The organism is Candidatus Moraniibacteriota bacterium (genome assembly GCA_028688415.1).
GTDB lineage: Bacteria > Patescibacteriota > Minisyncoccia > Moranbacterales > UBA1568 > UBA1568.
Window position 1 is genome coordinate 695,979 of sequence record JAQTYF010000001.1, and the last position, 12,430, is coordinate 708,408.

Annotated in this window: 13 protein-coding genes; 5 read left to right on the forward strand and 8 right to left on the reverse strand. The window is 41.8% G+C overall.

Going from position 1 to position 12,430, the window contains the following annotated elements; translation table 11 throughout:
* Window positions 1-62: 62 nt before the first annotated feature.
* From PHH40_03375 to PHH40_03410, 8 genes are all read right to left on the reverse strand, one after another.
* On the reverse strand, window positions 63-485 hold the full coding sequence (locus PHH40_03375) for a hypothetical protein (protein MDD2766776.1): 423 nt from the start codon (window positions 483-485) through the stop codon (window positions 63-65).
* Window positions 486-506: 21 nt separating this feature from the next.
* A complete protein-coding gene (gene lgt / locus PHH40_03380; GenBank protein ID MDD2766777.1) occupies window positions 507-1,373 on the reverse strand; it encodes a prolipoprotein diacylglyceryl transferase in 867 nt (288 codons plus the stop codon).
* Window positions 1,374-1,471: 98 nt separating this feature from the next.
* Window positions 1,472-2,530, reverse strand: coding sequence for an AI-2E family transporter (locus tag PHH40_03385; protein ID MDD2766778.1), 1,059 nt, complete (start codon window positions 2,528-2,530; stop codon window positions 1,472-1,474).
* A gap of 7 nt (window positions 2,531-2,537) precedes the next feature.
* On the reverse strand, window positions 2,538-3,575 hold the full coding sequence (locus tag PHH40_03390) for a hypothetical protein (protein MDD2766779.1): 1,038 nt from the start codon (window positions 3,573-3,575) through the stop codon (window positions 2,538-2,540).
* Between the two features lie 14 nt (window positions 3,576-3,589).
* Complete coding sequence (mnmA, locus tag PHH40_03395) at window positions 3,590-4,708, reverse strand: tRNA 2-thiouridine(34) synthase MnmA (protein MDD2766780.1); 1,119 nt, start codon at window positions 4,706-4,708, stop codon at window positions 3,590-3,592.
* Window positions 4,705-5,703, reverse strand: coding sequence for a tRNA-dihydrouridine synthase family protein (locus PHH40_03400; GenBank protein ID MDD2766781.1), 999 nt, complete (start codon window positions 5,701-5,703; stop codon window positions 4,705-4,707). Before PHH40_03400 ends, mnmA begins: the two co-directional genes overlap by 4 nt.
* A 237-nt stretch (window positions 5,704-5,940) precedes the next feature.
* Window positions 5,941-6,177 (reverse strand): ferredoxin, encoded by a 237-nt coding sequence (locus tag PHH40_03405; GenBank protein MDD2766782.1) that lies wholly within the window; start codon window positions 6,175-6,177, stop codon window positions 5,941-5,943.
* Window positions 6,178-6,295: 118 nt separating this feature from the next.
* Window positions 6,296-7,546, reverse strand: coding sequence for a U32 family peptidase (locus PHH40_03410; protein ID MDD2766783.1), 1,251 nt, complete (start codon window positions 7,544-7,546; stop codon window positions 6,296-6,298).
* Between the two features lie 435 nt (window positions 7,547-7,981).
* Here PHH40_03410 and PHH40_03415 point away from each other — a divergent pair, with 435 nt between their 5' ends.
* The 5 genes from PHH40_03415 (at window position 7,982) to PHH40_03435 (ending at window position 12,396) form a co-directional block, all read left to right on the forward strand.
* Window positions 7,982-8,389 carry an Rrf2 family transcriptional regulator gene (locus PHH40_03415; protein MDD2766784.1) on the forward strand — a complete coding sequence of 136 codons (408 nt, stop codon included), beginning with the start codon at window positions 7,982-7,984 and terminating at the stop codon, window positions 8,387-8,389.
* A gap of 10 nt (window positions 8,390-8,399) precedes the next feature.
* A complete protein-coding gene (sufC, locus tag PHH40_03420; protein ID MDD2766785.1) occupies window positions 8,400-9,116 on the forward strand; it encodes a Fe-S cluster assembly ATPase SufC in 717 nt (238 codons plus the stop codon).
* Between the two features lies 1 nt (window position 9,117).
* Complete coding sequence (gene sufB, locus PHH40_03425) at window positions 9,118-10,524, forward strand: Fe-S cluster assembly protein SufB (protein ID MDD2766786.1); 1,407 nt, start codon at window positions 9,118-9,120, stop codon at window positions 10,522-10,524.
* 67 nt (window positions 10,525-10,591) lie between these two features.
* Window positions 10,592-11,176, forward strand: coding sequence for a SufD family Fe-S cluster assembly protein (locus tag PHH40_03430; protein ID MDD2766787.1), 585 nt, complete (start codon window positions 10,592-10,594; stop codon window positions 11,174-11,176).
* The gene (locus tag PHH40_03435) at window positions 11,173-12,396 is read left to right on the forward strand and encodes a SufS family cysteine desulfurase (protein ID MDD2766788.1); all 1,224 of its coding nucleotides are present in this window, start codon (window positions 11,173-11,175) and stop codon (window positions 12,394-12,396) included. The genes PHH40_03430 and PHH40_03435 overlap by 4 nt, the downstream gene beginning before the upstream one ends.
* The last annotated feature ends 34 nt before the right edge of the window (window positions 12,397-12,430 follow it).

Consider the following 12,430-nt stretch of genomic DNA (forward strand, 5'->3'; position numbering starts at 1 on the left):
TTATGTATACTTATTCTGCATTTTCTCAGACAGGTTCATTGGTCTGATTTTTTGAAGAAATACTATTCTTTGGTCTCGACAGGAGTATCAGTATTTATACCACTCTTGGTCTTGAAAAATCCAATGACGTCTGGTTCTCCGACATAGCACTTTCCGTCACCGCCATAGAGAAATGGCACTCCCATGCCCTCAGGTGCTATATCACATGTTTTTGCTCTGCGCTCCATTTCTTTTGCATTGGTTTTGTTCCCCCACACTTCTTTTTTCTCAAAATTCACTTTCTCTGCTACGACTGGATTAGTCTCGAGAAAGTCATTTACTACCTTACAATGCGAACAGCCTTCACCATAATAATAGATAATAGCGTTGGGATCATCCACTATCGATACTGACTGCTTCTTCTCATCTGCTATTCCCCACCATATGAATCCACTGATCAAAATGATAGTGCCAGTAATGAAAATAAGTGCTTTTTTATCAAACATACACGCGAGAAAAATAAATTACTATCGTACCATGAGTATAGCACGATTTTGCTTTCGAAGCCAGAAAAAAATACCTGCAGTGACGATAATCATCACACATGAGAGAACTTGTCCAAAAGAAAAAGCGCCTCCCAAGAAAAATCCCATCTGAGAATCTGGCTCACGAAAATATTCTCCTATAAACCGAACAATAGCGTAACCCAAAAGGAAGAGACAGGTCGATAATCCAAGGAAAGGCATTTTCTTTCGAAAAAAGTAGAGAACAAAAAAAAGAACAATGCCTTCGAGGAAAGCTTCGTAGAGAGCTGATGGATGACGAAGAACTTCATTTGATTCGAGAGTGGTTGGAAAAAACATCCCCCAAGAGACGCTTGTCACTCTTCCGTATAACTCCACGTTGAGAAAATTTCCCAATCGACCAAAAAATATCGCCACAGGAACGAGAAGAGAAAGAAAATCAGACGTTTCCCAGAAAGCAATATTTTTTCCAGAATTCTTCTGTTTTTGGACGAAAAAAAAGAGCGCTATTCCTGCCCCAATCAATCCTCCGTGAAAACTCATGCCCGAAATACCCGTCCAAACACCTGAATGAAAATCATACGGAGAGAAGATCGAAAGAGGCGATTCAAGAAAAAAACCGAGATTATAAAAAAGGACATATCCCACTCGTCCTCCAATAGAGGCTCCAATGAAAATAAAAAGAAAGATATCGAACATCTCTTCTTCTGACAGTATGGATTCACCTTTTCGAATAAGAAAAATTCCCAAAAATAAAGAAGCAAGAGTCCCTCCAATAAAGAAGAGTGCATACCAATGAAATGAAATAAAACCGATCGAGAAAGCAATCGGGTTTATGAGTTCAGGCAGATGTTGCCACCATTCTTGCATAGCTTGTTAGCTTGTAAAGAAAATTTTATTGATTCTTCCTAAACAGCGAAGAGGCTACCACCTACTCGTCACGTTCACTCGCGAGCGACGGTGACAAGCTAAGAATTATATTCTTTCAGTTGATCGCGAAACTCAAACATATAAATCTCTCCTAATGCCAGAAAAAGAGAAATAATAATAGGTCCGATAATAAAACCAGAAAGTCCAAACAATGCGATTCCTCCAAGCGTCGAAAACAGTACGAGAAGTGGATGCATTTCTGTATCTCGCCCTACGAGTTTTGGGCGGAGGATATTATCTATAGTCGAGATAATACCAAGACCAACGGCAAAAATAAATACTCCCTGCCAAATATTTCCAAGGAAAAACATAATAATACCAGTAGGCAACCAGATGAGACCGGAACCAAACATCGGAATAATCGAACACAGAGCCATCACAAGACCCCAGATAGCCGGAGAAGGAACGCCTGCAATCCAAAACGTCAGACCTCCCAAGAATCCCTGAAGCAAACCGATAACGAGAGTACCCTTGAGCGTCGCTCGACTAATAGAAATAAATTTTCTGATAAGCAGTCTGTCATGTTCATTTTTGAGCGGACTGAAATTCATCAACGCTCCCAGCATTCGCTTGCCATCAATAAGAAAATAGAAAAGTGTAAAGAACATCATAAATGTCCAAAAGAGAAACCCAGTAATACTTTGATACACGGCCTGGAGCAGACCAAGAGCATTCTGAGTGAACTTTTGAATATCATTCAATATACGTTCCTGATTGAATGTTTGCGTATCAAAAAAGATATTCAGGTATGGAGCAGTGTGTGCCTTCTCTACGGTTTGATTGATGAGAATTTCTACCGTCGATCCCTCGCTCAAAGTATGATAGACTCCTGTCGCTTCACCGATAGCGAGACTCAGAATAAGAAAGATTGGCGTTACAACAACGAAGACAACAAGAAGACAGGTAAGTGTCGCGCTCAGTATTTTCTGACCACGTGTCCATTTTTCTAATACAAAGTATGGTTTCTTGAAGAGGGTGGCAAGGATGGCAGCCGCAACGATAGCTGTCAGAAATGGCTGAAAAATAAAAAATACAACAACTCCAACAAGAAGGAGAATGAGAAAGAAAAAGTAAACATTCAGTGATTTGAGTTGCATAGGAATATTATTTTAATATACTTCTAGTATACACTTCAACTGCTTTTTTCGGAAATATGGCGAAAGCTGATTCGCCGAGGAGAATCTGGGCATTGACATACAATACTGGTTTTTTGTCGAGAACTTTTCTTTCATGTGGCGGACGAACAGAGAGCGTGAGACTATATTTGTCCTGAAAATATTGTTTGATACCCGCTCGCGTGTTGTACCCCGATGACAGAATGAATGGCTGATACTTCTTCTTCTGTGAAGAATAGTATTGTCTATGTTTCTCATGCAAAAATACATACACTCGAGCATTCTTCCAGTCATACTTCTTGTTCTCTTTCTGTCGTTTTTTGTTTTCTGTTTTCTGCTTTTTGTTGATTGATTCCTGCTTCCCCTGCTCTCTATAGTATACACACTGACTCTGGAGCATACAGGCTTCGCACTTGGGTCGAGCAACACAGAGACTTGAACCAAAGTCCATCAAAGCACCATTCAGTATTTTCTTTCGCATCTGAAACACAGCCTCCCATTGGGAAGTATCAGTCACGAGATGTTTCCCTCCCAAGAAAAATCGTCCGATCACTCGATGAAGATTCGTATCCCACGCCAGATGATTCTCTCCATAAGCAAAACTCAGAATAGCTGAGGCGGTATAAGGTCCGATACCCGGGAGTCCCTCGAGTGATTTCTTGTCACGAGGAAATATTCCATCATATTTTGTGACAACTTCCTGAGCTGTACGAAGCATATTGCGCCCCCGCGTATAGTACCCGAGTCCCTCATAATATGGGAGAAATTCTTCCCAACTCGATTTCGCGAGAGATGTCACATCAGGAAAACGAACGAGAAATCGTGTATAGTATTCGATCACTCTCTTGACTTGCGTCTGCTGAAGCATGACTTCTGACACCCAGACCTCATACGCCGTTATTTTTGCCTTGCCCCGAGGTGAAACTTTTCGGGGGTTACGCCACGGTAAATGTTCCCTCCCTGCTTTCTCGGAAAAGTCCTTGATGTGTTTTTCAAAAAATTTGATTTTTTCTTTTCGAATACGCATACAGTATTTTTATACTATAAAATCGTTCCTCCTCCGAGACATATGTCACCATCATAAAAAACTGCGAATTGTCCTTCGGCAATACCGGGATCTTTTTCTTGGAGTGTAACTTCGAGAGATTTCTCATTTTTCCAATGTATCGTAGAGAGATGTTCCTCTGGTCCGTGACGAAGTTTCACAGAGAGTTCGGCACCATTTTCTGGTTGAGTAGAAAACCAATTGAGATTTTCTACCGTGAATGTATCCCGAGATAGAGCCTCTTTATGCTCACCGTGTGAGATAAATATCGTATTGGTTTCCGGTTCTTTCCGGACGACGTACCATGGGCCACCTGAGAGTCCGATACCTTGTCGTTGTCCCACGGTGAAGTACCAGAAACCAGGATGTTCTCCGAGAATTTTTCCCGTTTCATATTCGACAAGGTTCCCCTTTTTTTCACCGAGGTGATATTTCAGAAAAGCAGGGAAAGGAATTTTTCCGAGAAAACAGATACCCTGACTATCTTTACGTGAAGCATTTGGGAGTTCGAATTTCTGTGCCAACTTCCGTACCTCTTTTTTTTCGTATTCTCCAATCGGAAAGAGTGCTCGAGAAAGTTGTGACTGGGAGAGTTGTGAAAGAAAATATGTCTGATCTTTGATGGCATCAGGAGTTTTTTTCAAAAGATACTTCATTGTCATCTCCGACCCGATCGGAGATCCAGGATTTTCTTTCTGGATTCCCTCCTTCGAGGGAATGACAGGAGAAGCTTCAACTCGTGCGTAATGTCCGGTCGCAATTTTCTCAAATCGATCTCCGATGAAATCGTAAAATGCACCAAACTTGATACGAGCATTGCAGAGCATATCAGGATTTGGAGTACGACCATTTTTCACTTCATCAATCGTATATGCGACGACTCGCTCCCAATATTCTTTCTGAAATGGTACTACCTCAAGAGGAACATTCGCCTGTTCACAAACCGCTCGTACATACGACAAATCATCCTCCCACGGACACTCTCCGAGAAAAGCCAATTCATCTTCCAACCATATTTTGAGATAGAAAGCTGTCAGTTCGTGCCCTTGTTCTTGAAGTAAACGCAAAGCAACCGAACTATCCACTCCTCCCGATACGAGTACTGCTATTTTCATACAATTTCTTTATGGTGATTCAAAAATTGTATCACGATCGTTTCTATTTCTTTTGCCGTATGACACTCCATCATCTGCATGCGGAGTTCTTTGGCCTCCGGAAAGTTATTGACGTATGCTTGATAGTGTTTCTTCATGAGTTCGAAACTTTTTGTGTCGCCCCATACCTCTTCGAAAAGTTTTGTATGTTCTATCACTGCTCGTAACTTCTCTTCGACGGTCACATTTTTTTTGTTTTTATCAAACAACCACGGGTTACCAAAAATAGCTCTTCCGAGCATCACTCCATCAGCTCCGGTTTCTTCCACTTTTTTTCGAGCATCTTCCAAATTCGTCACATCACCGTTGCCAATAATGAGAGTGCTCCGCCAGCTGGCGGATCCGTTTCTGATTTCTACTGCGCGCTTGATTCGCTCCCATCTGGCAGGCACTTTCGACATTTCTTTTTTCGTTCGAGCATGCACCGTGATTGCTGCAATATTCATCTCGAGTAATTTCGGCAACCATTCTTCGAGAGTGTCTTCATTGTATCCCAATCGTGTTTTCACAGATATTGGAATATGTTTCCCCGAAGCCTCTATTCCTTCCTGAGCAGAACGAATAATAGCCTGAGCAAGAAGAGGATCTTTCATAAGCGTCGCACCTGCTCCTTGCTTCATCACGTTCTTATCAGGACATCCCATATTGATATCAACACCATCAAATCCGAGTTCTGCGACAAGTTTCGCTGCCTCAAACATCTTTTCTGGATACGCAGTAAACAGTTGCGCTACGATCGGTCGCTCGCATTCTGTATAAGAAAGGTCACGGAGAAGTGCTTCTCTCCCCTTGGGATGGCAAAGTCCATCGGCTGAGACAAATTCTGTCCAAGTCACATCTGGTCTGCCGTGCTTCGCAATCACACGACGAAAAACAGCATCGGTGACATTGGCCATCGGTGCCAGAACAAAAAACGGTTTTTCCAATTTTTCCCAAAATCCGAGATATGGTTTCATAAAAAAACTGATGGATTGCTTGAGTTACTCTAATATGTCTTTTACGCTTTTATAGATTTTTCTTTTTCTGTCCTTTAGCCGGTGGCCGGTCACATGTGCGACGGAAATGTCGCTAGAAAATACGCGTGACGCGTGGTATAGCGAGCTGGACAGCGTTTTTATCGACAATTTCCATCTACACATGTTCGGCGGCGGGTAGGGATAGAAAAAGGGAAATATATAAAAAGCGTCGTCTATCTAATCCACCCGTATAATCCCTACTGGACAGGCGTCAGCCGCTTCTTCATTTTTTGTATACTCTTCTTCATTTATTTTCGCCACGACGAATTCATCACCTTTCCATTCTCCATCCTTGAGATCTGCTTTCCCATCTTCTTCATTCATCTGCCATCGATCAGGCGCGACGAGAGCGCACGATCCACATCCGATGCAATCATTTCGTTTATGACAGACTGTTATTTTTTTTGTTCCCATATTAATAAGAATTTTCAATTTTCAATTCACAATTTTCAAACAATGAATTAATTTTTCAATTTCGAAATTTAATCATTGGAAATTGTTTAGAAATGAGAAATTGAGAATTAGAAATTTTTTACTTCTTGTCTTTCCATATATACACCGCATCATTCACACGTACACGCTCAGTCACTGGGAAGGTCACGACATCACCCTTTTTTCCGCTCTGTATAGGCCTCATGTCTGCATCACGAAATTCACCAATCACCCCTTCATACACCCCTGTCGTCGCTCCAAGAATGCGGATCTCATCGCCAACAAAAAGCATGCCCGCATCAATGATCATTTCTGCGACACCAACTTTGGCAAAATATTTTTTCACTGTTCCAACAAAAAGTTTTTCTTTCGTCGCTTGTGATCCATGAACATCACTATACGCTTCCAATTCTTTTCCAAGATAATAATTCCCTTTTGAAAGTCCACGGTGATACACTGTTTTCAAATCAGAGAAATACTTTTCAATCTTTTCTTTCGTATAGGTACCGTTTTCGATGTCAGTCAATGCCTGCCTATATGTCTTGACCACGGTGTAGACGTATTCAGGAGAGCGTCCACGACCCTCTATCTTCCAGGTCTGCACACCAGATTTCAAGAGTTCATCAAGAAAATCTATCGTGCAGATATCAGCCGCGCTCATCACATAATGATTGTCAAGAATAAGCTCTTTGCCAGTTTCCATATCGGTCACCTTGTATTCTTTACGACAATTTTGGAGGCAAGCTCCCCTATTCGCAGAAGCATTATCTGTGTATCCACTCATGAAACAACGGCCTGATTGAGCCACACAAAGCGCTCCATGGACAAATGCCTCGATCTCCATCAAGCGTCCTTCTCGTCCCATAAGTTGTTCTTCTTCAATACGCTCATAAATAGCCCTGATCTGATCGAGTGTCAATTCACGAGCGAGCACCACCCTGTTTGTCATGCCAGCAAAAAATTTCAGTGATTCAAAATTGGAAACAGAAAATTGTACTGACACATGTACAGGAATACCAATCTCATTACAATACTGTATCGTCGCAAAATCAAAAGCGATGATAGCGTCAATATGATTTTCTTTGGCAGCATCAACAAGCTTCCTCATAATCTTCGTATCATGATCATAGAGGAGCGTATTGACCGCGAGATAAGTCTTCACCTTTTTTTTCTGACAAATCTCGGCTACTTCTGCGAGGTCAGCAAGCGTGAGATTGGCAGCGGCTCTCGCACGCATATTGAGCTGAGTCACACCAAAATACACGCTGTTACACCCACCTTTGATGGCAGCTGCCAGACTCTCGAAACTCCCAGCTGGAGCCATTATTTCGACATTTTTTGGATCAATCATATGTTTTCTTTAGCCAGACTAGTGTACTGTATTTCGAAAAAAAAAGAAAGGGTCTGCTGCTATTTCTACAAAACAGAAACTTATTCATCATATGAAGTAACCAAAAGAATTTTTAGAGCATCCTTTCCACTCTGACTGAGCAAGAGCTCTCAGGTCGAAAAAAGAAGTTGTGATTGTGTAGATTGGGGACTACTTTTTCCGTAACACTGAGAGCTCTTGTGAGCCTGCCTGTCGGCAGACAGGAGGTGGAACGATGATGAAAAATTGGCTTTTGATTACTTCAACAATCGCACAAATTTATCTGTATTTGACAACTTTTTTTTTGACTGGTAGTATAAATCAGACAATTTTAGTCCACATTATGAAAGTATCAAAACCCGCCTGTAGCGCTATGCGTAGCATTGCGGGCAGGAAAGCCTTATTTGAAAGGATATTATGAAAATTTCTAAGAAATCATATTACGGACTGAGAGCTATTCTCGCTCTCGCACAGACAGAAAAACCGCTTTCTATTCATCTACTCGCTGAGAAAGAACATTTGCCAGAAATGTATCTCGAGAAGATTCTTCAAGCACTACGGAAAGCAAACCTCGTGACAGCGCACAAGGGTGTCTCAGGAGGATATGTACTCGCTCGTCGTGCTGAAAAAATAAGCGTCTGGGACGTCATGGCCCCACTCGATGGTCCGACAAAAATAGTTCCCTCCCCACTCCGAGGAACACTTCCTTGTCTCCAGGTCAGTCACTGTCAGACCAACGAAGTCTGGCGGACGCTCGAAAACAAAATAGAAAACACGCTCTCAAAAATATCTCTCGCTAGTCTTATTCCAAAAAATATCTCCTAATCATATTTCTATGATCACTCTCGAAAAACTCTCCGTTTCTATTGAAGGGAAAAAAATACTTCATGATATTTCGTTTGGTTTCAAAGAAGGACGAACCTATGCCATCATGGGACCGAACGGCTCAGGCAAATCCACTCTTGCAAGCGCCATTATGGGACACCCGAGTATTGTCTATTCTCGCACATCAAAGATTCTGGTTAAAGGCAAAAATATCAAAACAATTTCTCCTGATAAACGCTCAAGAATGGGTATTTTCCTCTCTTTCCAAACACCGATGACACTTTCTGGTGTGACGGTTTTTGAACTCCTTCGTCTCGCTCTTGAAAAGCAGATGGATCCAGTCGTTCTTCACAAGAAGGTAGCAGAATATGCCAAGGAACTCCATATCAAAGAAGAGCTACTGAAACGCTCACTCAATGATGGATTTTCTGGTGGAGAAAAAAAGAAACTCGAAGCGTTGCAAGCAGTACTCCTCTCCCCATCATTTGCTCTCTTTGATGAAATCGATACTGGTGTGGATGTCGATGCACTCCAAACTATTTCTCATTTTTTGAAAAAATATCTTCCAAAGACAACCACGACTGTTTTCATTACACATTCCACTCGTCTCCTCAAATATATCAAGCCACAAGAAGTACTCGTAATCAAAGAAGGTCGCCTCATAAAAACAGGCACCGGTCTCCTCGCGAGAAAAATCGAGGAAAAGGGATTTGAATCTATCAAGTAATATGAAAGTTACCAAGAAAGAAAATGTTGATCTCGGCGATTATAAGTACGGTTTTGCTATGCCTGAACATTCAGTCCATAAGACCAATTTAGGCTTGAATAGAAGGATTGTCAGTGAAATATCAGAAGTGAAAAATGAAACTCCTTGGATGCGAGATATACGTCTTCGTGCCTACGAAATTTTCAAAGAAAAACCAATGCCACGCTGGGGGGCAGATCTTTCCAAAATTGATTTTGATGCTATTACCTACTATCTCAAAGCAACTGACAAACAAGTGACGAGCTGGGATGATCTCCCAAAAGATATCAAAGATACATACGATCGCATCGGCGTACCAGAATCTGAAAAAAAATTCTTGGCAGGTGTTTCGGCTCAGTATGAATCAGAAGTCGTGTATGAAAGCATGAGCCGAGAATTAGAAAGACTCGGTGTCATCTTTTGTGATATGGATACAGCTGTGAAAAAATATCCAGAACTCGTCAAAGAATATTTCGGGACGCTTATTCCAACCAATGATAATAAATTCGCCGCACTCAACACTGCCGTGTGGTCAGGTGGCTCATTCGTCTATGTTCCAAAAGGGGTGAAAGTCGATCTCCCTCTTCAGGCATATTTTCGTATCAATGCCGAAGCCTTTGGTCAGTTCGAAAGAACGCTTATTATCGCTGAGGAAGGCAGTTCTGTGCACTATGTCGAAGGTTGTACGGCTCCTATTTATACGACTTCATCACTCCATTCAGCTGTTGTGGAAATATTTGTAAAAAAGAATGCTCATGTGCGTTATACGACTGTTCAAAATTGGAGTAAAAATATTTTCAATCTTGTAACCAAGAGAGCTCGGGCAGAAGAAAATGCCGTGATGGAATGGGTAGATTGTAATCTTGGTTCTGGTGTCACGATGAAATATCCTGCTGTCTATCTCACGGGACGTGGCGCTCACGGAGAAGTCCTCTCTATCGCCTATGCCGGAAAAGATCAACACCAGGATGCAGGAGCTAAAATGGTCCACCTCGCACCAAACACCACTTCACGTGTGATATCCAAATCTGTTTCCAAAGATGGCGGTCGTACATCCTATCGTGGTCTCGTCCATATCGGCCGTGGCGCAAAAAATGCTCGCGCATCGGTCGTCTGTGATGCCCTCCTCCTCGACGATATTTCACGATCAGATACCTATCCAACAATGTCAATAAAAGAAAATACTGCCATATTTGAACATGAAGCAACAGTAGAAAAAATAGGTGAAGAGAAGCTTTTTTACCTCACTTCACGCGGTATCAAGAAAGAAGATGCAGAGGGGCTCCTCGTCAATGGTTTCATCGATCCAGTGGTGAAAGAAATCCCTCTCGAATATTCGATAGAATTAAATAGACTCATCAATATGAATATGGAAGGTTCGATTGGATAATCGAAAAAACACAAAACACTCTACACAAAGACCAAACAAAAATCGGATTTAAAAGAATTTTTTTGTTATGAAATATTTAGATATCTCACAAGATAATAGGACAACCTACGTTCTCAAAGAAAATGAGAGCTGTATTTTCTTCTTGTTCAATCGTTCCGGCGACATCACTTTCAATCTTTCCGGCATCGGAGCAGCGGCTCATATTTTTTGTTTCTTCATCGGAAAAAATGCAGAAAAACATTCACTCCACATCACACAAAACCATCGGGCTCCACAGACTATTTCTCATGCACTTATCAAAAGTACTGCTTCTGATACATCAGTATGTGAATACGAAGGCACTCTCTTTATCGAGAAAAATGCTGTGCAGAGCGATGCCTCCCAAGAAAGTCGGGCTATTCTCCTTTCTCCTGATGCTACCGTGTCGATGAAACCAACTCTGGAAATCCTCACTCACGATGTAAAATGCTCACATAAAGCCACTTCTGGTCCGATCGATCCTGAATCACTTTTCTTTGCACAGTCACGAGGACTTTCCTACGCAGAAGCAGAACAACTCCTCATCACTGGATTTTGGAATGATGCCCTCGAAAGAATAAATAAATTGGATATCAATGAAGAAGAAAGAGAAATAATAAAAAAATATTTATGATTCATCCAGAAACAATCAAAAAAGATTTTCCCATTTTCGCTCATCATCCAGATCTGATCTATCTCGATTCGGCGGCAACTGCCCTCAAGCCACAGGTTGTTATTGATGCAGAAAAAGAATATCTCGAACAGTATTCGACCAATATTGCTCGTGGTGTCTATCCCCTCGCTGAAACAGCGACGGAGAAATGTGATATGACACGAGAGAAAATCGCTCACTTTATCGGGGCCGGAAGTGCTGACGAAATTATTTTCACGTCTGGAACAACAGATGGCATCAACCTCGTCGCTTTATTACTCGAAACACACGTGAGTGAAGGTGACAATATCATCACAACGGAGATGGAACATCATTCAAATTTTCTCCCCTGGAAAGAATTGGCGGAGAGAACAAAGGCCGACTTCCGTGTGATTTCTCTCACACAAACAGGTGAAATAGATATTGAAAGATTGAAACAATCCATAGACGAAAAAACAAAAATCGTCGCTTTTTCAGCTGTTTCCAACGTCCTCGGAACTATCAATCCTGTGCAGGAAATAACCGCTCTCATAAAAAATATCAATAGGGATATCATGGTCGTCATCGATGGTGCGCAGGCGATTGCTCACAATACCATCAACGTGACAGAATGGGATATTGATTTTCTCGCCTTCTCCGGACACAAGATGTTTGGTCCGACAGGTATCGGCGTGCTCTATGGAAGGAAAAGTATTCTCAATACTCTCGCTCCGATCATTTTTGGTGGTGGTATGGTACTGGATAGTTGTGCGGAAAAAACACTCTACAAAGAAGCGCCATATCGTTTCGAAGCAGGAACACCTCATATTGGCGGTATTATCGCTCTCGGGATGGCTATTCATTATATACAGTCTCTCGGTCTCGAGAATATTCGTAAACACGAACAATCCCTCACTACTTACGCTCTCGAGAGATTGGAAAAGGCTTTCGGCGACGCCATCACTCTTCTCGGACCAAAAAATATCGCTATACGAGGTGGTATTATAAGCTTCGTCATGGCAGGTGTACATCCTCATGATATCGCTGCTGTCCTCGGCGAACACAATATTTGTGTCCGAGCAGGAGAACATTGTACTACACCCCTTCATAGAAGCCTCGGCCTCAATGCCACTACACGTATCTCTCTTTCGATCTATAATACTGAAAGAGATATCGATAGGCTTGTCGATGTCCTCAAAGAAGTCCAAACAATGTTCAGATAAATAAAAAAATGAACAGAGAAGAGAGGTAAAGTTT